Genomic DNA, 22,051 nt, shown 5'->3' with positions numbered 1-22,051 from the left:
TAAAAAAACTGAAAAACATATGAGAAAAATACTCCACATTACAATTATAATAGCGCTTTTAATTTTAAGTTCTTGTACTTCCAAGATTCATAAGATAGATATTTCTGGTCAATGGCAAGTAAAGCTAGATTCAACAAATATTGGTAATTCACAAGGTTGGGCCAACAATAAATTTACAGGAACTTCTATAAACTTACCAAACACTTTAGATGGTGCAGAAATAGGAACACCAGATACGCTAAAGCCTGCTATTAACAATTATGTAATGTCTAATTTAACCAGAAAGTATCAATATATTGGTAAAGCATGGTATCAAAAAGAAATAGAAATTCCAACTTCTTGGAAAGATAAAAATATTCAATTAGGTTTAGAACGTATCATTTGGGAATCATCAGTTTATATAGATGGTAAATTGATAGGAAGCGCAAATAGTCTTGTTGGTAGTCATAATTATGATCTAACCAATAACCTAACTTCAGGAAAACATTTGCTTACAATTTGTATAGATAATTCGAATAAGTTTCCACTGATTAATGTTGCAGGAACAATGTATCCAATTAAGGTTAATCAAGATATGGCTCATGCTTACACTAATCATACGCAAATAAAATGGAATGGTATTTTAGGCGATATGGAGTTAGTTGCTCACGATAAAAATGAACCAGAAAACATTCAAATCTACCCAAATGCAGCGCTGAATAAATTGAAAGTAACATTTACGCAACCTAGTCAAGTTGGAGAGTCTGTAAGCCTAATTATAAAATCTACTGATGGTGTTGAGGTGTATAACAATAAAGTGAAGACCTCTAAAACTGAAGGAAATGAGTTTGTATTAGAAATAAATAAACCTAACGATTTAGAGTTATGGGACGAGTTTAACCCTAAATTATATGATGTTGAGGTAGTTACCAATACAGGAAAAACTAGTACAAGATTTGGTTATAAGTTTGTGAGCAGTAAGGGGGGAGATTTGTTATTAAATGATAAGCGAATTTTCTTAAGAGGAAACTTAGAATGTGTAATTTTTCCATTAACAGGACATCCCCCAACAAAAAAAGAAGAATGGGCTACATTGATAAAGCAAGCTAAAGATTATGGATTAAATCACTTACGTTTTCATTCATGGTGTCCACCAAAAACTGCATTTGAAGCTGCAGATGAAGCAGGGTTTTATGTGCAAGTAGAATTGCCTCATTGGAGTTTAAAAGTTGGTGAAGACAAAAAAACAACCAAGTTTTTAAAACAAGAAGCAGATAAAATAATTAAAGATTACGGAAATCACCCATCGTTTATTTTTATGGCTTTAGGTAACGAATTACAAGGAGACATCAGTGTTTTAAATGATATGGTTGCAGATTTAAAACCTAAAGATAATAGACATTTGTATGCAACTACTGCATTTTCATTTCAACAACCAACTGGTACAAGGCCAGAAAAAGAAGATGAGTTTTTTATTGCACAATGGACAGATAAAGGATGGATTAGAGGTCAAGGTATTTTTAATGCAAAAGCACCTCACTTTAATGCAGATTACACATCAGGAGCAGGTCATATAAATGTACCTTTAGTATCCCATGAAATAGGACAATATTCTGTATACCCAGATATGAGTGAAATTGAAAAATACACTGGGGTACTAAAACCATTAAATTTTATTGCTGTAAAAAATGATTTAAAGAAAAAAGGACTTATCGATTTAGCGCCAGATTTTACGTATGCTTCAGGAAAATTAGCAGCACTATTATACAAAGAAGAAATAGAACGCGCATTAAAAACACCAAGTTTTGATGGTTTTCAATTATTACAATTGCAAGATTTTCCGGGTCAAGGTACAGCTTTAGTTGGTTTGCTAAATGCGTTCTGGGAATCTAAAGGTGTAATTTCTGCAGAAGAATTTAGTCAATTTAATAGTGAGTTAGTTCCGCTAATTCGATTTGAAAAAGCAGTTTATGAAAATGGAGAAACATTTGAAGCTTCTATAGAAATTGCTAATTTTTATAAAGAGTTAAAAAATAAAACTATAGATTGGGTTATTACTGATGAAGCAAAAAATGTAGTAAAAAAAGGATCTTTAACAGATGTAAACTTAATGATAGGCAACAATACCGATTTAGGTAAAATTGTCCATAATATTAATGTTGATAAGGCTAAAAAATTAACAATAACACTTAGTGTAAACAATACGAAATATAAGAATAGTTGGAATATTTGGGTGTATCCTAAAAATATTTCTACTACAGATGATGATATAATTTTTACTGCATCAATAACTGAAGCCGAAAAAGCATTGCAAAAAGGGAAAAAGGTATTTTTAAACCCAAACCCAAAATCATTAAAAGGAATTACAGGTCGTTTTGTTCCTGTATTTTGGAGTCCTGTTCACTTTCCAAATCAACCAGCAACAATGGGAGTATTGTTAGATGAAAAACATCCAGCATTTAATAAATTCCCAACAGATTCTTACAGTAACTGGCAATGGTGGGATTTATGTATCAATTCAAAATCAATTGTTGTAGATGCTATTAATGCTAAACCATTGGTTAGAGTAATCGATAATTTTGTAACCAATCATCATTTAACCAATTTATTCGAAGCTAAAGTTGGTAAAGGTCAATTGGTGTTTTCATCTATAGACTTAACTTCAAATTTAAATAAAAGACCTGTTGCTAGACAGTTAAAACATAGTGTTGTCAATTACATGAAAAGCAGCTCTTTTAATCCTTCAAACTTAATAAATATAGAAGATATAAAGTCTTTAAAATTAAAGGGAAAACAATCTAATTTCTCTGCAAAAGATATTTATCAATAATAATATATCACCTAAAAAAATTAAAAATGTACATCAAATTTAATATTCAAAGCAGTCAGTTTTTATTTAGTCTTATTTTATTCGCATTTGTGTTTGTTTCCTGTACAGAGGGTAATTCTACATCACCTGATGACGAACAATTTAATGATTTAGATGATGATACAGTTGCAGCCGCAAAACCATTGCTTAATTCAGAAAATACAAGCAATTGGATTTTAATGTTCGAAGATAATTTTGATAAATTCGAACCTACTAAATGGACTAAAAATAACTCTGCAAAAAGTAGAGCAGCTCGTCCAGGAGTTGGTATAAATCAATGGTTTTGGAAACCAGAAAATGTAAGTTATAAAGAGGGAAACTTAGTTCTTAAAAGCGAAAAAGTAGCTAATGATGTACTGCATTGTGGAGGTGTTTTCACAAATAATTTATTCGAATTTAAGTACGGTTATATAGAAGCTAAAATAAAAATTGCAGAAACTTTTTTTGGCACTCATACCGCTCTTTGGTTGCAAGGAGATAATATGGGGAATATAGATGGTACAGGTAATGACGGCGCAGAAATAGATGTTTTTGAATCTGCTTGGATTGGTGATTACACAAAAAGTGTAGTACATATAGATGGCTATGGACAAAGCCATAAAGCAAATACAAGACGTTATGAAACTCCTGGTCTTCATTCTGGTTATCATACTTTTGGGTTACTTTGGAATGAAGATAAGTTAGAGGTTTATTATGATGGGCAATTTAAAACACGTTACCAAGGTATATGGGTTCCAAAAGTTGAAGAATTCTTATGGTTATCTACAGGTGCAAGTTTTGGAGGCGCTGCAAATACTAATTTTTCAGAAAGAAATATAGGAGAGTTTACAGAAGCTAAAGTAGATTATATTAGAGTATGGAAAATGAAGTAAGTTAAAAAGTAATTATGTCTATGTTTTACTAATATAAGTCCATTTTTTAGTTAGTTTAATTGGGTAGTTTTATATCAAACAATTTTAACTAAATACTTTATTATGAAACTAAAAATTACTTATTTATTCATTTTATTAATTGGCTCAACAAACTTAATGTTCGGGCAGACTATGATTAATGACTTTGAAAATGGAACAACAGAGGATGCACTAACAAATGTAGGTGGTGGTATTACCGCCGAAATTGTAGATAACCCCAATGCTAGTGGAGATAATACCACAGCAAAAGTTTTAAAAATTGGTAGAAACGCTACACAGTGGTGGATTTTTGCTGGTATCGATGTTGCAGATATTGCCATTTCAGATTCTGAAACAAAATTTTTAAGTTTTATGGTTTATGGCCCTAAAACTGATCTAGCTGTAAGATTTAACGCAACAGCTGATGATAATAACGGAACTAATGGAGGTATTATAAGACCTGCAACTTTACATTCTGGAGAAGCTCAATGGGAACAAATTGTAATTCCAATTGTCGATAGTCAAACAGCTACAAGTTTTACAGGCAGTACACTTTTTAAATTAGTATTTCACCCAGATATAGCTGATGCAACTATCGTTGAAGGAGGTCAGATACTAAATGATTCAGACTCTTTTTTGTATATAGATCAAATACAAATTTTAGATAGTAATCCATTGAGTATATCAAACTTTGAGTTGAATAATACTATTTCTTTATCTCCTAATCCTGCAAGCAACATTTTTAAAGTAAATACTTTAAACAATACTATTATAAAAGAGATTTCTATTTATAATATTTTAGGTAAAAAAGTAAATGCTCTTAACATTGGTGTAAATCAGTTCGATATTTCTTCTTTATCTACAGGAATGTATATGGTAAAAATTAAAGATAGTAAAGGGAGTATAGCTTCTAAAAAACTATTTGTAAAATAAATATTGTTTACTAACTATCTATTTGATTAGATAAAGTTTAACTAGAAAAACAGACGTATTTATATGTCTGTTTTTTTATTTTTTAATTCACGATTATAATGTTCATGTCATGAAGTTTTTCTTAAGAATATTCTTGTTCGCCTTTTTAATGATCTCTTGTAAACAACAAATAAAATTAAGGCCTAAATATACCGCGAAATTGTGGGAGAATCCAGAATGGGAAAATCCAGAAATATTTCAAATAAATAGAGAATCTCCAAAAGCTACTTTTTACAATTACGACAATTTAGATAATGCAATTCTTGCTAAAGACTGGAAATCATCTTCAAATTATAAGTTGTTAAACGGCATTTGGAATTTTTATTACTCAGATAGCGTTCAAGGAAGACCAGAAAATTTTTACAAAGAAGACTTCAATTTAGATGGTTGGGATACCATTTCAGTACCTTCAAATTGGGAACTAAAAGGCTTTGGATTACCTATTTATACAAATGTTGTCTATGTTTTTCCTAAAAATCCACCATTTATTCCTCATAATATAAACAACGTAGGAAGTTATAAACGTGATTTTAAAATCCCCACGAAGTGGAAAAATAAAGACATTTATTTGCATTTTGCTGGTGTAAGTGGAGCTATGTACGTATATATAAATGGAAAAAAAGTAGGTTACTCAGAAGGCAGTAAAACACCAGCTGAGTTTAATATTACAGAATATATTAAGTCAGGAAAAAATCAGATTGCAGTACAGGTTTTACGTTGGTCTGATGCGAGTTATATTGAAGATCAAGATTTTTGGAGATTAAGTGGTATAGAAAGAGATGTATATTTAAGAGCAGACCACCCAATAGCAATTAATGATTTTAAAGTAGGTAGTGATTTGGTAAACAATTATAAAGATGGGGCATTTAGTATAGATATAGAACTTAAAAACACAAAACTGTCTGTAGAAAAAAGAAAACTAGAGGTTACACTTCTAGACGATGACAAAAAACAAATTTTTTCTACAACTAAAATAGTTGATATTTCAGAAGCCAAATTAAACATAACCTTTAAAGAAAATATTAAAAATGTAAAACCCTGGACAGCAGAGACTCCCAACTTATATACAGCAGTTTTATCATTAAGCAATCTTGATGGGACGCTTTTACAAACTACTTCAGTAAAAGTAGGTTTTAGAAATATAAAAATTAAGAATAGCCAATTTTTAGTAAACGGAAAACCTATTTTAATTAAGGGAGTTAATCTTCACGATCATGACGAAACTACAGGGCACGTGGTAGATGAAGCATTAACTATTAAAGACCTTAGGCTAATGAAACAAAATAATGTAAATGCCATTCGTTGTAGTCATTATCCTAAAAACCCATTTTTTTACGATTTATGCGATAAATATGGATTTTATGTAATTGATGAAGCCAATATAGAAACCCATGGAATGGGCACAACGAACCAAGGTTTAGACAAAAAACCTGAGATAAAAAAAATACATCCAGCTTATAGAAAAGATTGGAAAGCTGCACATTTAGATAGAACAATTCGAATGTTTGAACGTGATAAGAATCATCCTTCAATTGTTACTTGGTCTTTAGGTAATGAAGCAGGAAATGGAGATAACTTTTTTGCAACTTACCACTGGTTGAAAGAAAACGATGCAACACGTCCTACTCAATACGAAGGTGCAACCAAATACGAGAATACAGACATTCAAGTACCAATGTACGATCGTATTCCTCAATTGATTGAATACGCAGAAAACAACCCAAAACGACCTCTAATTTTATGTGAATATTCTCATGCTATGGGAAATAGTTTGGGGAATTTTAAAGATTATTGGGACGTTATTCGAAAATACGATGTGTTACAAGGAGGTTTTATTTGGGATTGGGTAGATCAAGGTCTTTTAACTGAAACAGAAGATGGACAAAAATATTGGGGTTATGGAGGTGATTTTAAAGCGGCTCACTTGCAACATGATGCTAATTTTTGTTTGAACGGAATTGTAAATCCAGACAGAACACCACACCCTGGTTTAGAAGAATTGAAAAAAGTATACCAAAACATTCAATTTTCGGACGTTAACTTTAAGACAGGTCAAGTAAAAATTTTTAATGAATATTTCTTTACTAATTTAAATAATTTTAAAATAGACTGGGAGTTATTAAAAGAAGGCGAAAAAGTAACCTCAGGGAGTCTAGGAGTTTTAGATATCGCTCCTCAAAAATCAAAAATGGTACAATTGGACTTGCCTGAATTAGATGATAAAAAGCATGAATACCAACTTAATTTTTTAGCAACTACCCATAAAGATTTACCATTACTATCTAAAGAATTTCCTTTAGCAAAAGCGCAATTTGTAACAGGTACTTTTATACCTAATTTCAAAGAAAAATCTACAGAGCATTTCATGCTTTCTTCCACAGAAAAGGAAGTTGTTTTAAAATCAGAAAATTTTACAGCTAGTTTTAATAAGAAAACAGGAGTACTATCAAAGTTAGATTACGGAAACGGAAATATTATCCAAAAAGGAATATCTGCCAATTTCTGGAGAGCAACCACAGATAACGATTACGGATTTAACATGCCTAAACATTTTGGTGTTTGGAAAAAAGCAACTGAAAATCAAGAGTTAACCTCTATGCTTTTAAATGATGAAAAATCGACACTTGATTTATTATCCGCAGATAAAATTAGTTTTAATGGAAATGCTGTACATCTAGAAATGACTTATAAACTGCCTGAAGACATTGCAGTAATAAAGATGGAGTATGTTATTGATGCATCTGGGCAAATAACAATTAAAAGCGCTTTACAAAACCTAAAAAAAGCGTTGCCTAATTTACCTCGTTTTGGAACTAATTTTACTATAAATAAAGACTTAAATCAAGTAAATTGGTATGGTAGAGGGCCTTTAGAAAATTATCAAGATAGAAAAACATCGCAATTTGTTGGTAATTATAAAGCTTCTGTTTCAGAATTGTATTTTCCGTATATCAGGCCCCAAGAAAATGGCTATAGAACTGATGTGCGTTGGGTAACATTTACAAATAGTTTAGGGCAAGGTATTAAAGTGTTAGGTCCAGAAAATATTGGTTTTAGTGCGCATCATCAATACAATTCAGATTTTGATGCTGGCGAAACTAAACAACAACGCCATACTATAGATATTAAAAAAAGAGACTTTGTAAATATTAATATAGATAATGAACAAATGGGTGTTGGAGGAGACACAAGTTGGTGGACAAGGCCTTTAGAGCAATACCAAATTAAAGCAAAAAATCAATCGTTTTCTTACAGTATCATTCCCATTCAATAGTTATGGTTAATTATTTTTATAAATGAATCGTTTTTTTTCACTATTTCTTTTCTCACTCATTGTTAGCTTTGGATGTAAATCAAAATTAGAGACTCCAAAAGACAAGTTACCTAACGTAATCATTATTTTGGTAGATGATGCAGGTTATGTAGATTTTGGTTTTATGGGAAGTAAAGATTTACAAACGCCTTATATTGATGACTTAGCTAAAAGTGGTGTAATTTTTACTGATGCGCATGTTAGTGCTACTGTTTGTGCGCCATCACGAGCTGGATTAATCACAGGAAAATACCAACAGCGTTTTGGTTTTGAAGCCAATGGAACAGGAGGAATTGGTTTAAGTGATGACGTAACCACCATTGCAGATGTATTTCAAAACAATGGTTACAATACCTATGCTTTAGGAAAATGGCATTTAGGAGAAGAAACTTCCGATCATCCAAACCAAAGAGGGTTTGATGAATTTTATGGATTTCTAGCAGGAAGTCGTTCTTATTTCTCATTAGAAAATCCATCAAAAGAAAAAATGCTACAACACAATGGAAAACGTGTAGTTTTTGATGGCTATATGACTGATGTTTTAGGAGATCAGTCTGTTCAATTTGTTGCAGATTCAAAAGAGAAACCATTTTTTATGTACTTGTCTTACAATGCGGTTCACACTCCAATGCACGCTAAAAAAGAAGATTTAGAAAAATTTAAAAATCATCCAAGACAAAAGTTAGCAGCTATGACTTGGAATTTAGATAAGAACATAGGTAAATTATTAACAAAGCTTGATGATTTAGGAATAAGAGAAAATACATTAATTTATTTTTTAAGTGATAATGGTGGGGCTCATACTAATCAATCTTCTACAGGAGTTCTAAAAGGGTGGAAAGGAAATAAATTTGAAGGTGGTCATAGAGTTCCATTTGTAATCAGTTGGCCAAAAATGGTTAATGGAAATCAAAAATTTGAAGGTTTAACATCTTCACTAGATATTTTTACCACCTCTTTAAGTGCTGCTAAAATTAATAACCCCAAAGCATTACAATTAGATGGTAAAAACTTGTTGCCTTATGTAAAAGGCGAAAAAAAAGGCAATCCGCATAAAACATTGTTTTGGAGAAAATTGGAAGAATTTGCTGTTAGAAAGGGTGATTTTAAAATGATTAATTTACAGAACTATGGAGCTGTAATGTATAATTTAAACGAAGATTTGGGAGAAATAAATGATATTTCTAAACAAAATAAATCTCAGTTAGATAGTATGTTTCTTTCTTATCACATTTGGCAACAAGAAATGAAAACTCCACTTTGGGTAGAAGGAAAAGATTGGATGAATGTTACTTATCATATTCATCAAAAGCTTATGCAAAATAAGATTCCAGAATACAAAGATATTTGGAGTCCTGCTTTTAAGGAAAAAAAATATAAATAATACAACATGAAAAACACCCTTACTTCAGTCTGAAATGATAAAGTAAGGATATTTAATTAACAAAAAATACAAATAATAAAAATCTAAAAACTATTTACTTTAAAATTCCATATAGGTCCATTGGTCTCCGCACCTTTATCATCTTTAACAATTATTTGCCAGTAATAAGTGGTTTCAGGAGAATCAGCAGTTACTTGTAACGTTGTTTGTTCTGTGTCTTCTACCATTAGGGTAAGCGCATCTTTGTCTTTACCAAAATAGACATCATACTTTAAAGGATCTTTATCTACATCAGAGGCTGTCCATTGCAGATCTATAGTATGTACTCCGTCAAAATTTTGTCCAACAAAAGGAGTAACATTATCAGGAGAAAAAGGTAAGTTGTTACTGTTGGGGATTTCTTCTGTGTAGAATTGAGAAGTACTTGAATAATCACTTTCTATACCTTTACTGCTTTTTGCTTTTACTCTCCAGTAATAAGCAACTCCTTTATCGAGTGTTACAATTTTTGACAAAGAAGTTTGTATTTCAGATGTAATTATAGTAGAGAATTGATTGTCTGTTGCGATTTCAAAGATATACACTACAGAACTTCCATCATCATTTGTTGATGTATTCCATTTAAACTCAAGCGTATTATCTATGCACAATTGATTTTGAGCAGGATATACTAAAGAAGGAGCAGAAGGAATACTATCTGTACTTTGATTTAAACCACCATCGTCACTTTTAGAACATGATGAATATATAATGCTACAAATAAAAATATATAATAGTTTTCTCATATTTATTTTTTTATGATTTTAATTGTTTTCGGCTTTTCTAAATTTAATCTTGCAAAATAAACTCCAGAAGCTATGTTTTTAACGTCAACCCTTACTTTATTGTTAATTACTGGATATTGTTTTTTGGATATTAGACCAGATTCTAGAGAATATAACTCTATAGTTATTTGCTTATCATTTGCAGGAATTCGAACTTCAAAAAAGTTGTCAGTAGGGTTTGGAAATGCCTTTAGTTTAATCGTTTCTCCTATTGTTTTTGTGATTTTTCCTTCGCAAGATGCTTTTGATGCTACTTGAACAAAATCGCCTTCTTTTACAGGTAAACTAAAAGATGTACTATGCGTTTCTAATACTTTAATTGTGTTTATATACACTGTATATGGTGCAGTTCCAGATTTTAGATCAATATTAATTTTATTAGATTTCACAGAGGTTTTACCTGATAAAAGTTCAGATTCTTTAATTTCTAAAGTAGCACAATAATTATATGTTGTATTATCTATACCAATGCAAATGTTGTAAAATCCAGGTTCTAAGTTTGGTACATTTAAAGTGTTTTCAAAATCATATTTTACACCAGAAATGGTTACATTATAATTATGTTTAAATTTTGTTTCAATTTTTAATTTCCCGTTTTTACCTACACAGGTTTCATCTACAACTTCAATTTTAAAATTATCTGGAGCTAAATAAATAGTAGAAAAATCTTCGTTAATTCTAAAGTCTAAAATACCACTTCCATAGGTTCCATATCTTACTAAGTTTTCACTTTCTATAAACTGAACAGCAGAATATCTAATTTCTTTTGGGAGTTTGCTGCTTTCCATTTTAAACCATTTGTCTTGTTGTACAGAAAAAACCCAAGCACCATCAAAAACACAGGCAGCAAAAATAAATTGTCCATTTGGTGAGGCAGCTAAACCTACTATTCTGTCTACATCTAATCCATCATTATGATTTGTGAATGTTTTTCCTCCATCTGTAGAAATTAAAAAACTATTACCTGCACCTGCATAATACACTGTTGCTTCATCTATTGGGCTTGTTGCAATTGCAGGAGATCTTTTTCTAGAAGTGCTTACACTACCTTTTGGCCAGGTACCAGAGTAATTGGATTGTGAAAAGTTATTACCTCCATCTTCAGAATACATGACTTTACCTGATGCTAACGCTACATACCATCTGTTCGTGTTTTTTGTTGAATAGCCAAAACTAAGTGTAGATTCTGGAAAAACAAAAGGGTGTAATGTTCTATTTATTTCGCTTCCATCATATGAAATTTTTTGTAATTGATTGCCCCAAGGAATGTATACAGCATCTTCAGTACTATTTGGAGAAGCAACCATCATTGTAGCTGTCCAGTTATCGTAAAAATCTTTTTTAGAAACTGCTCTAATATCTCCACCACCAACTACAGGACTTCTACCAATTGAACCATAATAATACCAATACCATGCAGATTCTCCACCCTTTGCTGTAGCTACTCTTAAAACATCAGTATTAGCTTCTCTTAATGCTGGTGAAACAAAACCTTCTTCTCCTTTGTCATCTCCTAATATACTTTGAGAGCCTCTATCTTGATTTCCACTATATATTCTATTGTGTTTTTCACTAGTTGCTGAATCATAACTCATCATTGCAGGTGTCCCTTTGTTAATTGGAATCCATGAATCCCATTGTTCTGGAGTCGAAGAGTAAAAAGAACCAAAATCAAATCCACCAAATGTAAAGAAAGTTCCATCTTCTTTTTCGTAAGACCTCATGTGTTGTAGATCCCAAACATGGTCTATTGGTGGTAGTTTATTGCCGTTATTAACCCAAGTATTACCATAGTCAAATGAAATATTTAACCTTGTAAAGCCAGAAAAACAAATGTTTGGCTTAGTAGGATGTATGTCTATAATATCTCTATCTTGAGGAGTGCTTCCTGTTTTTGTCCAAGAACCACCCTCATTGGTAGAGTAATAAATTGTGTTATTGGTATAACTAACATAAATAGTAGTGGTGCCATTAACAGTTGCGCCTTTTAAAGAGGTTACAGCGTCTATACCAGGATAAGTTTCGCTCAATAAAGTAAAATCTGAGTCGTTTTCCTCCATTTTATATATTGATAATCTTTTATCGCTAGTTCTTAGTGCAAAATAATATATGGTGTTACTTCCATAGGGTTTAAGTATGTTTGTGTCGTAAGCAGGTGAGTAAACAACAACATTAGATTCACGATAATTTAACCCATAATCATCAGAAATATATACTACATCTTTCCAACCTGTTGTGTTTTTTTGATTACCAAAAGCAACAATTTTTTTGCCAGTTGCTGTTTCTGTTACTAGAGTTTTGTAGTTATTTCCGTTTGTAAAAAATGCTCCATTTGCAGTTATCCATGTTCTTCCTTCATCATCAGAAAACTCCATACCTCCGTTTTTTTGTTGATGTAATAATCTAAACGAACCATCTGGTAAGTTAACACCGTTAAAATGCAAACCAGCAAGTCTAAAATTATTATTTGAAAAACTTTTTTGATCATTTCTTAAAAGCCACTGATTTTCGGCGTCTTCATCTATTTTATAGAGATGACCAGCAAAAGAAACAATATAAAAGTCTTTATTTACGGGGTCATAAACAGAACCATCAGCTCTAAAACCACTCTTATCAAATAAGGTAAATTCTTTTTGATCCCAAAAACCAGATAAGGTATTGTTTGCATAAGAATCTTCTAAAGCTAAAGAAGATGTTTGCATATTTTTTTTAGCCTTTTTTCTATAATCGGCAAAATCTTGTTCACTATTAAATTTAAAACCTGAAGCATTCAGTTTCGTAAAACGTTTATTATAGTCTTCTAATTCTTTACCTTGAAGTTTAGAAGGGTCAAAAACTGCTGGATGACCATCTTTTTCCATAGCCATTTCAAAAGCAATTTCTTCCTCGGTTTCTTCATAATCTTCACCATATTCTTTATGGTATTCATCAGTATCATGACTTATACTTTCACCTAATATATTATTGTTTATTAGAATTAATATTAAGAAAGTTGAAATGGAAATAAAGCTTAGAATTTTAAAAGTATTTTTTTTCATAAGTAATGATCTGTTTAGAAAAGTAAACTTATTATAAACTAAGATCATTTACATTAATTAAAATACTGTTTATATGGATATTAATACTTCGTTATAACAAAGAATTATTTTAAAAATTATAGAGCTTTAATCAATTGCGTCCTAAACATCAAAAATAAGAGGATAAATTCAAGTATCTCAAATATCTTTGAGTTGCACAACTAAATTTAATCCAAGACACCATTATAACTAATAAAAAAGCAAAAGGTAAAAAAGGAGCTCTGATTGCTAAAAAATCATTTCCCAACGCATCACAAGTTATTGACAGGTTTCATGTGCAAAAATTAGCTTTAGACGCACTTCAAGAAATAAGAATTAAACATCGATGGGAAGCTTTAGACAAAGAGAATGATGCTATAGAAAAAGCTAGAAATGCATCAGTAAAATATGTACCTAAACTATTTAAAAATGGAGATACATTAAAACAATTATTAGCCAGAAGTAGATACCTACTTTATAAACCTAACCACAAATGGACTAAAAATCAACAAAATAGAGCCAAAATACTTTTTGAAAAATACCCTGATATAGAAAAAGCTTACAAACTTTATCAAAATTTATCATGGATTTATGATCAAACAAAGAACAAAACTTCTGCTTTAATTAGACTTGCTAAATGGGATGAGAAAGTAAAACAAGCACAGTTTAAAAGTTTTAATAGTATTGCCAGAACAATGAATATTCACTATAAGAATATTCTAAATTATTTTGATAATAGGAGCACAAACGCTTCAGCTGAATCTTTTAATGCTAAAATTAAAGCTTTTAGAGCACAATTTAGAGGGGTTAGAAATATAGAATTCTTCCTTTTTAGACTAACAAATATTTATGCTTAATTTTAAAATCCCACAACTTTTGGTGTTGATCCTTGATTCCAAATGGTTGGCAAGATTGATTTATAAAAACCAAAAAACCGTTGAAAATCAAAAGATTAACAACGGTTCTTGTACTGAAGATGGGACTTGAACCCATACGAGCATTACTGCTCACTGGATTTTAAGTCCAGCGTGTCTACCAATTCCACCACTTCAGCATTGGTATTTATAAAATAGAGCGAAAGACGGGATTTGAACCCGCGACCCTCACCTTGGCAAGGTGATGCTCTACCCCTGAGCTACTTTCGCAGTCATAATTTTAAGAACTTTACTTACTTATTAAAAATTTCTTAATCCCTAAAACTGTAAGCGGTTGCAAATATAATAAGTTTTATATAATTGGCAAATACTTTTTAATTTTTTTGTGATTTATTTTAAAAAACAAGTTAATACCAAGGTTTGTAAGTGATAGTTAGTTTAAAACCGATTTGTTAAGGAGCAGGATTAGGAATGTCTTTATGTACTTCTTCAATCTCAGTTAAAATTTCATTTGATAAATCAATATTTATAGAATTAATATTTTCTTTTAATTGATTTATTTTTGTTGCTCCAATAATATTACTTGTAACAAATGGCAATTGATTTACAAAAGCTAAAGACATCTCAGATAATGTAATTCCATGTTTTTTTGCTATGGCTTCATATCTTTTAACAGCATTTAAAGATCCATCACCCATATAACGTGCAATAAACCGCGGAAACAAGGTTCCTCTTGCTCCTTCAGGCTTATTTCCATTTAGGTATTTTCCTGACAAAACGCCTTGTGCTAAAGGAGAGTAGGCTAATAACCCGATATTTTCTCTTAAAGAAACTTCACTCATACCAACCTCATATCCTCTATGAATCATAGAATAGGAATTTTGAATGGTTACAGGTCTTGGTAAGTTATGTTGTTCAGAAGTTTGTAAATATTTCATGGTTCCCCAAGGAGTTTCATTAGATAAGCCTATGTGTTTTATTTTACCTAATTTGATAAGCTCTTGTATGCCTTCTAAAATCTCTAAATGATTTTCTATGGTTGCATTTGCTGCTTTTAGAGGAAAATCTCTAACTCCAAAACAGTTTACTCCACGATTTGGCCAATGCAGTTGATACAAATCAATATAATCGGTTTGTAAACGTTGTAAACTTTTGTCAATAGCGTCGAATATGTTTTTTTTGGTGATACCACCACTTCTAATATGAGCAGTATAATCGCCACCACCGGCTATTTTAGTTGCTAAAACAATTTTGTCTCTATTTCCTGTTTTTTTAAACCAAGTTCCAATAATTCGTTCTGTATCTCCATAGGTTTCTGCATTTGCAGGTACAGGGTAGAGCTCAGCAGCATCAAAAAAGTTGACGCCATTATCTAACGCATAACTCATTTGTTCGTGACCTTCTGCTTCTGTATTTTGATTTCCCCAAGTCATGGTTCCTAAACAGATTTTAGAAACTTTAAGATTGGTATTGGGTAGTTTTGTGTATTTCATTAAATTGTAATTTTAAGAATTGCAAAAATAAGGCTTATTTTAATGTTTTTTGGTAAACATAAAAAGTTCTCAATTTTGAGAACTTTTTTTAACATATATTTTAAGAAAATCTTACTTTAAAATCGCTTCTATACCAGGTAAAGATTTACCTTCTAACATTTCTAACATTGCTCCACCACCAGTAGAAACATAGCTTACTTTATCTGCAAAACCAAATTGTTTAACAGCAGCAACAGAATCTCCACCACCAACTAAAGAAAATGCTCCATTTTGGGTAGATTTATCAATAGAGTGCCCAAGAGCAATAGTACCTTTTGCAAAAGATTCCATTTCAAAAACACCTAAAGGTCCATTCCATAAAATAGTTTTCGATTTGTTCACTACTTCATCAAAAATGGCTAAAGATTTTGGTCCAGCATCTAAACCTTGCCATCCTTCAGGAATTTCTGTTACATCTAAAACTTGCGTATTTGCAGTATTGCTAAAATCATCAGCAGCAATTACATCAACAGGAATATGTACTTGTACACCTTTTTCTTTGGCTTGTTTTAAAATATCTAGCGCTAATTCCATTTTATCATCTTCACAAATAGAATCACCTACAGAACCACCTTGTGCTTTTACAAAAGTAAACGTCATACCACCACCAATAATTAAGTGATCTACTTTGTCTAAAATATTTTCGATTACTGTAATTTTAGAAGATACTTTTGCACCACCTAAAATTGCTAAAACTGGTTTTTCTGAGTTGTTTAAAACCTTATCTATACTTTCAATTTCTCTTGCTAATAAGCTACCAAAACATTTGTTTTCTTCAAAAAATTGAGCAATAATTGTTGTAGATGCGTGCGCTCTGTGTGCAGTACCAAAAGCATCATTTACATAAATATCACCTAATTTAGATAGTTTTTCTGCAAAATCTACATCACCTTTTTTCTCTTCTTCGTAAAAACGTAAGTTTTCTAATAATAGAATTTCTCCATCTTCTAAATTGGCAACAGCATCTTCTACTTTATCACCAATACAATCTTCAACAAATTTTACGTTTACACCAATAATTTCTTTTACTTTGGCAACAATATGTTGTAAAGAAAACTCATTTTGTTTGCCTTTTGGTCTTCCTAAATGCGACATTAAAACACAGCTTCCTCCATCTTCTAAAATTTTAATAATAGTAGGTTTTGCAGCCTGAATTCTTGTTGCATCTGTAACTTCAAATTTATCATTTAAAGGCACATTAAAATCTACACGTATAATTGCTTTTTTATTCTTAAAATTAAAATCGTTTAATGTTTTCATTGTTTGAAAGTATTTTTAACAAAAATACTTTTTTATTTACGTTTACTAAAATTGATACCTTAAAATTTAAGATAACGTTTGCGTAAATATAGGGTTTAGAAGTGGGCTACAATTTCATCAACCAAAACGTAAAGAAACTACTTGCTATTAATAATTGTAATTTGTGATTTTGTGGCGAACTAATTTTTATATTTGCCTATGCTTTTTAACCAAATTATAGGTCAAGATCATATTAAAAAACACCTGCAAACTTCTGCGATAAACGGAAGAGTGCCTCATGCACAATTATTTGTGGGTAAAGAAGGTTGTGGTACTTTGCCAATGGCAATTGCTTACGCACAGTTTTTATTGTGTAATTTTTCTGATAATGTTGATGCTTGTAATTTAAAATGCAACAAATTACAACATCCAGATTTGCATTTTGCCTTTCCTGTAACTACAAACGATTCTGTTAAAAAACACCCAGTTAGTAATTTGTTTTTAGAAGATTGGCGTAATTTTATAGATACGCAACCTTATGGAAGTTTGTTCAATTGGTTGCAACATATTGGAGTAGAAAATAAGCAAGGTTTAATTGGTGTTGATGAAGCTGAAGATGTTGTAAAAAAACTAAAACTGAAAAGTTACGAAGGTGGTTTTAAGGTGATGATTATTTGGATGGCAGAAAAAATGAACATTGCTGCTGCCAATAAATTATTAAAACTGATAGAAGAGCCACCAGAAAAAACTGTTTTTTTGTTGATAACCGAAAACGAAGAACAGATTATAAACACCATTAAATCGCGATGCCAAGCTTTACATTTTCCTGCTTTGTCTGAGCAAGATATTGCAAATGCTTTGGTGGTTAATCATCAAGTAGAAGATAATAAAGCAGCAAATATTGCCCACCAAGCAGAAGGTAATTTTAATAAAGCTTTGCACCTTTTGCATAACGATTCTTCTGATTTGGTTTTTGAAGAATGGTTTGTAACTTGGATTAGAACTGCGTTTAAAGCCAAAGGAAATGCAGCTGTTGTACAACAATTAATTGGTTGGTCTGAAGCTATTGCAAAATCGGGTAGAGAAACCCAAAAACGCTTTTTAGAATATTGTTTACAATTTTTTAGACAAGCTCTTTTACTCAATTATAAGTCAAATCATTTGGTTTTTATGGAATCTAAAACGGGTTTTCAATTGTCTAAATTTGCTCCTTTTGTGCATTCTGGAAATATCTTAGAAATAGAAAAAGAAATTAGTGAAGCGATGTATCACATAGAAAGAAATGGAAATGCAAAAATTATTTTGTTAGACCTATCTATGAAATTAACACGTTTTCTGCATAAAAAAGAGGCAAAAGTTTAGGTTTTTTTGTCATTCGAAGCAGGAACAAATGAATTAATCTGCTTCAAGTAAGTTAGAGATTGCTTCGTAAACTTGCAATGACGTTACAAATTCGTTAAACGCGCTACATATTTACCAATTACATCAAACTCTAAATTAACAGAATCACCAACTTGTAATGTTTTAAAAGTGGTGTTTTCCCAAGTATAAGGAATTATAGCCACTGAAAATCCGTTTTTGGTTGAGTTTACCACAGTTAAACTTACGCCATTTATGGTAATAGAACCTTTTTCTATAGTTACGTTATTTTTATCAGAATTGTATTCAAAAGTATACACAGTGCTACCTTGCTCGTCTTTTATTTTTTTACAAATCCCAGTTTCATCAACATGACCCTGAACAATATGTCCATCAAGTCTGTCGCCTAATTTCATACCACGTTCTAGATTTACAATATCATCAATTTTAAGTTTGCCAATATTGGTTTTATCTAACGTTTCTTTAATAGCAGTTACAGTATATTCATCATTATTAATGGCAACAACAGTTAAGCAAACACCATTATGAGCCACACTTTGGTCTATTTTTAATTCATTTGTAATTGTACTTTGAATAGTTAAATGAACATTTTCTTGTTCTTTTACTACGTTTGTTACTGTGCCAAGTGTTTCTATGATTCCTGTAAACATATCGTTAAAAATTGGTTACTTTTGTAGTACAAAAATAAGCATATTACAAGGTTTACTATGGATAAAACTGATAAAATAATTGTAGGAATTTCAATTGGAGATTTAAATGGTATTGGTATTGAAGTAATTTTAAAAACGTTTCAAGATAAGCGAATGTTAGATTTCTGTACGCCTGTTTTATTTGGAGCTACAAAAACTATTTCGTTTCATAAAAAAGCTTTAAAATTAGAAGTTCCTGTGCAAGGAATAAATTCTATTAATCAGGTAAACCATTCAAAAATTAATGTGTTAAATATTTGGAAAGAAGATACAAAAATAGAATTAGGTACAGCTACTAAAATTTCTGGAAGCTATGCTGCTAAATCTTTAGCATCTGCAACCAAACATTTAAAAGAAGGTAAGATTGATGTTTTATTAACGGCGCCTATTAATAAAGAGAATATTCAATCAGAAGAATTTAACTTTCCTGGCCATACAGAATATTTAGAAGCCAATTTAGAAGGTAAATCTTTAATGATTTTAATGACGGATGAATTACGAATTGGTTTAATTACAGGTCATATTCCAATATCTAAAGTTGCTGAATCTATTACACCAGAGTTGATAAAAAGTAAGGTAGAAACCATGCATAAATCTTTAAAACAAGATTTTGGCATTAGCAAACCAAAAATTGCAGTTTTAGGATTAAATCCACATTGTGGAGACCATGGAGTAATTGGTAAAGAAGATGATGAGGTTATAAAACCTACAGTAAATGAAATTGCAGCTACAGGTAAGTTAGTTTTTGGGCCTTATGCTGCAGATGGATTTTTTGGTTCTGAAACCTATAAACAGTTTGATGGAGTTTTAGCTACGTATCACGATCAAGGTTTAGCGCCTTTTAAAGCACTGTCTTTTGGTAAAGGGGTTAATTTTACAGCAGGTTTAAGCCATGTAAGAACTTCTCCAGATCATGGAACAGGTTATGACATAGCTGGTAAAAACTTAGCAAACCCATCTTCATTTAAAGAAGCATTATTTACTGCAATACAGGTTTTTAAAAGTAGAGAAGAGTACAAAAAGCTAACAGAAAAACCTTTGGTAGTAAGATAAAGTTAAAAATTAATCTTTTTTTTATAAAAATATGGCAGAAATACATTTTTTTGTATCTTTGCACGCTCAATTGATGTTTGACAATGAAAGACTTAAAGCAATTCAACATACAGTTTGTAGGATTAAAAGAAGGAAAACACCATTTTGATTATTCAATTGATAACAAGTTCTTTGAAGCTTTTAATTACGATGAATTTACAAGTTCGTCAATTAAAGTTTCTTTAAATTTTGTAAAAAAAAGCACGTTATTCGAGCTTAATTTTATAACAGAAGGTACTGTAAAAGTTCCTTGTGATGTAACAAATGAGTTATATGATCAAGAAATAGATTCAGAATTACCTTTAGTTGTAAAGTTTGGGCCAGAATATAATGATGATAATGAGGAGATTTTAATTTTACCTCACGAAGCTTACGAATTTAACGTGGCTCAATTTATTTACGAAATGATTGTTTTAGCAGTTCCTAATAAAAGAGTGCATCCAAAAGTATTAGATGGCACAATGGAGTCTGAAACCTTAGAGAAATTAAAAGAACTAGAAATAAAAGAAGAAAAAACTGTAGAAACTACAGACCCAAGATGGGATAAATTAAAGAATTTAATAACAGAAAAAAAGACATAAAATGGCACATCCTAAAAGAAAAATATCTAAAACTAGAAGAGATAAAAGGAGAACACATTATAAAGCATCTGCTCAACAAATTGCAACAGATCCAACAACTGGTGAGGCACACTTATACCACAGAGCTCACTGGCACGAAGGTAAATTATATTACAGAGGTCAAGTTGTTTTAGAATCTGCAGCAGCAGAAGCTTAAAAACTAGCTTTTTAAAAATTACGAAAACTCTCAAATTTTGAGGGTTTTTTTTCGTTTTTTAGTTAAAAAGAACTCTTTTTGAGGTTGTTCTCTTAAAAAAGTGAAATAATTTTCATTACTTTTGACCATTCTAAACTTTAGAATTTAAACTTTAATTATGACAAAAATCTCTGCAGCAATTACAGCAGTAGGAAAATATGTTCCAGATTACATTCTAACAAATAAAGAGTTAGAAACTTATGTAGATACCAATGATGAGTGGATAACTACAAGAACAGGAATAAAAGAAAGAAGAATTCTCAAAGGCGAAGGTTTAGGCACTTCATATATGGCTATTAAAGCTGCTGAAGAATTACTTGAAAAATCAACAACCAAAGCAGAAGATATAGACATGATTATCGTGGCAACTGCAACACCAGACTTAATGGTTGCATCTACTGCTGCTTATGTAGCTTCAGAAATTGGAGCTAAAAATTCATTTGCTTACGATTTACAAGCTGCTTGTTCCAGTTTTTTATACGGAATGTCTACGGCTGCCAGCTATATAGAATCTGGTAGATACAAAAAAATTCTGTTGATAGGTGCTGATAAAATGTCATCAATCATAGATTATAAAGATAGAGCAACTTGTATTATTTTTGGTGATGGTGCAGGTGCTGCATTATTTGAACCTAATGAAGAAGGTTTAGGTTTGCAAGATGAGTATTTAAGGAGCGATGGAATTGGAAGAGACTTTTTGCGCATTGAAGCTGGGGGTTCTATAATGCCCACAACCCTTGAAACTGTAAAAGCTAAAAAACATTTTGTATATCAAGAAGGTAGAACCGTGTTTAAATATGCAGTTTCAAATATGGCTGATGTTGCCGGAAAAATGTTAACTAGAAACAACCTAACAGAAAAAGATATTCAGTGGTTGGTTGCTCATCAAGCAAATAAAAGAATTATAGAAGCAACAGCAAATAGAGTGGGTGTTGGTTCAGAAAAAGTAATGATGAATATCCATAAATATGGAAATACAACTTCAGCAACGTTACCACTTTTATTGGCAGATTACGAAAGTGAATTAAAAAAAGGAGATAATTTAATTTTTGCTGCATTTGGTGGTGGTTTCACTTGGGGAGCTATTTACTTAAAATGGGCTTACAATTCATAATAATAAATTAACTAAACAATCATAGGT

Annotated in this window: 16 protein-coding genes and 2 tRNA genes; 11 read left to right on the top strand and 7 right to left on the bottom strand. The window is 31.2% G+C overall.

Annotation, left to right across the window (positions count from 1 at the left end; genetic code table 11):
• Window positions 1–19: 19 nt before the first annotated feature.
• The 5 genes from ACW9UN_RS09675 to ACW9UN_RS09655 all read left to right on the top strand — a co-directional run bounded on the left by ACW9UN_RS09675 (window position 20) and on the right by ACW9UN_RS09655 (window position 9,407).
• The gene (locus ACW9UN_RS09675) at window positions 20–2,809 is read left to right on the top strand and encodes a DUF8487 domain-containing protein (RefSeq protein ID WP_459486061.1); all 2,790 of its coding nucleotides are present in this window, start codon (window positions 20–22) and stop codon (window positions 2,807–2,809) included.
• Window positions 2,810–2,835: 26 nt separating this feature from the next.
• Window positions 2,836–3,720 (top strand): glycoside hydrolase family 16 protein, encoded by an 885-nt coding sequence (locus ACW9UN_RS09670; RefSeq protein WP_088323807.1) that lies wholly within the window; start codon window positions 2,836–2,838, stop codon window positions 3,718–3,720.
• A 102-nt stretch (window positions 3,721–3,822) separates the two neighbouring features.
• Window positions 3,823–4,671: a T9SS type A sorting domain-containing protein gene (locus ACW9UN_RS09665; protein WP_459486060.1), complete on the top strand. Its 849-nt coding sequence runs from the start codon at window positions 3,823–3,825 to the stop codon at window positions 4,669–4,671.
• Between the two features lie 109 nt (window positions 4,672–4,780).
• Window positions 4,781–7,984 carry a beta-galactosidase, LacZ type gene (gene lacZ, locus ACW9UN_RS09660; protein ID WP_459486059.1) on the top strand — a complete coding sequence of 1,068 codons (3,204 nt, stop codon included), beginning with the start codon at window positions 4,781–4,783 and terminating at the stop codon, window positions 7,982–7,984.
• A 22-nt stretch (window positions 7,985–8,006) separates the two neighbouring features.
• Window positions 8,007–9,407: a sulfatase-like hydrolase/transferase gene (locus ACW9UN_RS09655; RefSeq protein ID WP_459486058.1), complete on the top strand. Its 1,401-nt coding sequence runs from the start codon at window positions 8,007–8,009 to the stop codon at window positions 9,405–9,407.
• An 83-nt stretch (window positions 9,408–9,490) separates the two neighbouring features.
• Here ACW9UN_RS09655 and ACW9UN_RS09650 read toward each other — a convergent pair whose 3' ends face one another.
• Entirely contained in the window at window positions 9,491–10,192 is a 702-nt protein-coding gene (locus ACW9UN_RS09650) for a fibronectin type III domain-containing protein (RefSeq protein WP_459486057.1), read from the bottom strand.
• Between the two features lie 2 nt (window positions 10,193–10,194).
• Window positions 10,195–13,269 (bottom strand): T9SS type A sorting domain-containing protein, encoded by a 3,075-nt coding sequence (locus ACW9UN_RS09645; protein WP_459486056.1) that lies wholly within the window; start codon window positions 13,267–13,269, stop codon window positions 10,195–10,197.
• A gap of 209 nt (window positions 13,270–13,478) precedes the next feature.
• On the opposite strand from ACW9UN_RS09645, the gene ACW9UN_RS09640 reads away from it, so the two are divergent.
• Window positions 13,479–14,144 (top strand): ISAon1 family transposase, encoded by a 666-nt coding sequence (locus ACW9UN_RS09640; protein ID WP_459486116.1) that lies wholly within the window; start codon window positions 13,479–13,481, stop codon window positions 14,142–14,144.
• A gap of 111 nt (window positions 14,145–14,255) precedes the next feature.
• Here ACW9UN_RS09640 and ACW9UN_RS09635 read toward each other — a convergent pair.
• From ACW9UN_RS09635 to ACW9UN_RS09620, 4 genes are all read right to left on the bottom strand, one after another.
• A tRNA-Leu gene (locus ACW9UN_RS09635) sits at window positions 14,256–14,341 on the bottom strand.
• Between the two features lie 19 nt (window positions 14,342–14,360).
• Window positions 14,361–14,432, bottom strand: a tRNA-Gly gene (locus tag ACW9UN_RS09630).
• Between the two features lie 182 nt (window positions 14,433–14,614).
• Entirely contained in the window at window positions 14,615–15,655 is a 1,041-nt protein-coding gene (locus ACW9UN_RS09625; protein ID WP_459486055.1) for an NADP(H)-dependent aldo-keto reductase, read from the bottom strand.
• A 111-nt stretch (window positions 15,656–15,766) separates the two neighbouring features.
• The gene (locus tag ACW9UN_RS09620) at window positions 15,767–16,954 is read right to left on the bottom strand and encodes a phosphoglycerate kinase (RefSeq protein WP_459486054.1); all 1,188 of its coding nucleotides are present in this window, start codon (window positions 16,952–16,954) and stop codon (window positions 15,767–15,769) included.
• Window positions 16,955–17,152: 198 nt separating this feature from the next.
• Between ACW9UN_RS09620 and ACW9UN_RS09615 the strand changes: the two genes are divergently transcribed.
• On the top strand, window positions 17,153–18,295 hold the full coding sequence (locus tag ACW9UN_RS09615; protein ID WP_459486053.1) for a DNA polymerase III subunit: 1,143 nt from the start codon (window positions 17,153–17,155) through the stop codon (window positions 18,293–18,295).
• Between the two features lie 83 nt (window positions 18,296–18,378).
• Here the strand turns inward: ACW9UN_RS09615 and ACW9UN_RS09610 are convergent, their stop codons facing one another.
• Complete coding sequence (locus tag ACW9UN_RS09610; protein WP_459486052.1) at window positions 18,379–18,963, bottom strand: riboflavin synthase; 585 nt, start codon at window positions 18,961–18,963, stop codon at window positions 18,379–18,381.
• A gap of 57 nt (window positions 18,964–19,020) precedes the next feature.
• Here ACW9UN_RS09610 and pdxA point away from each other — a divergent pair, with 57 nt between their 5' ends.
• From pdxA to ACW9UN_RS09590, 4 genes are all read left to right on the top strand, one after another.
• A complete protein-coding gene (gene pdxA, locus ACW9UN_RS09605) occupies window positions 19,021–20,055 on the top strand; it encodes a 4-hydroxythreonine-4-phosphate dehydrogenase PdxA (RefSeq protein WP_459486051.1) in 1,035 nt (344 codons plus the stop codon).
• An 83-nt stretch (window positions 20,056–20,138) separates the two neighbouring features.
• On the top strand, window positions 20,139–20,675 hold the full coding sequence (locus ACW9UN_RS09600; RefSeq protein WP_459486050.1) for a YceD family protein: 537 nt from the start codon (window positions 20,139–20,141) through the stop codon (window positions 20,673–20,675).
• A gap of 1 nt (window position 20,676) precedes the next feature.
• Window positions 20,677–20,871, top strand: coding sequence for a 50S ribosomal protein L32 (rpmF, locus tag ACW9UN_RS09595; protein ID WP_068361688.1), 195 nt, complete (start codon window positions 20,677–20,679; stop codon window positions 20,869–20,871).
• Window positions 20,872–21,028: 157 nt separating this feature from the next.
• The gene (locus tag ACW9UN_RS09590; protein WP_459486049.1) at window positions 21,029–22,024 is read left to right on the top strand and encodes a beta-ketoacyl-ACP synthase III; all 996 of its coding nucleotides are present in this window, start codon (window positions 21,029–21,031) and stop codon (window positions 22,022–22,024) included.
• The last annotated feature ends 27 nt before the right edge of the window (window positions 22,025–22,051 follow it).

This window comes from Polaribacter litoreus (assembly GCF_054584775.1).
This window is presented reverse-complemented; position numbering and strand designations above follow the sequence as displayed.

Excerpts from the sequence above, each read along its gene's own strand:
- ACW9UN_RS09675 (WP_459486061.1), top strand. The coding sequence starts at position 20 with ATGAGAAAAATACTCCACATTACAATTATAATAGCGCTTTTAATTTTA.
- ACW9UN_RS09670 (WP_088323807.1), top strand. The coding sequence starts at position 2,836 with ATGTACATCAAATTTAATATTCAAAGCAGTCAGTTTTTATTTAGTCTT.
- ACW9UN_RS09665 (WP_459486060.1), top strand. The coding sequence starts at position 3,823 with ATGAAACTAAAAATTACTTATTTATTCATTTTATTAATTGGCTCAACA.
- lacZ (WP_459486059.1), top strand. The coding sequence starts at position 4,781 with ATGAAGTTTTTCTTAAGAATATTCTTGTTCGCCTTTTTAATGATCTCT.
- ACW9UN_RS09655 (WP_459486058.1), top strand. The coding sequence starts at position 8,007 with ATGAATCGTTTTTTTTCACTATTTCTTTTCTCACTCATTGTTAGCTTT.
- ACW9UN_RS09650 (WP_459486057.1), bottom strand. The coding sequence starts at position 10,192 with ATGAGAAAACTATTATATATTTTTATTTGTAGCATTATATATTCATCA.
- ACW9UN_RS09645 (WP_459486056.1), bottom strand. The coding sequence starts at position 13,269 with ATGAAAAAAAATACTTTTAAAATTCTAAGCTTTATTTCCATTTCAACT.
- ACW9UN_RS09625 (WP_459486055.1), bottom strand. The coding sequence starts at position 15,655 with ATGAAATACACAAAACTACCCAATACCAATCTTAAAGTTTCTAAAATC.
- ACW9UN_RS09620 (WP_459486054.1), bottom strand. The coding sequence starts at position 16,954 with ATGAAAACATTAAACGATTTTAATTTTAAGAATAAAAAAGCAATTATA.
- ACW9UN_RS09615 (WP_459486053.1), top strand. The coding sequence starts at position 17,153 with ATGCTTTTTAACCAAATTATAGGTCAAGATCATATTAAAAAACACCTG.
- ACW9UN_RS09610 (WP_459486052.1), bottom strand. The coding sequence starts at position 18,963 with ATGTTTACAGGAATCATAGAAACACTTGGCACAGTAACAAACGTAGTA.
- pdxA (WP_459486051.1), top strand. The coding sequence starts at position 19,021 with ATGGATAAAACTGATAAAATAATTGTAGGAATTTCAATTGGAGATTTA.
- ACW9UN_RS09600 (WP_459486050.1), top strand. The coding sequence starts at position 20,139 with ATGAAAGACTTAAAGCAATTCAACATACAGTTTGTAGGATTAAAAGAA.
- rpmF (WP_068361688.1), top strand. The coding sequence starts at position 20,677 with ATGGCACATCCTAAAAGAAAAATATCTAAAACTAGAAGAGATAAAAGG.
- ACW9UN_RS09590 (WP_459486049.1), top strand. The coding sequence starts at position 21,029 with ATGACAAAAATCTCTGCAGCAATTACAGCAGTAGGAAAATATGTTCCA.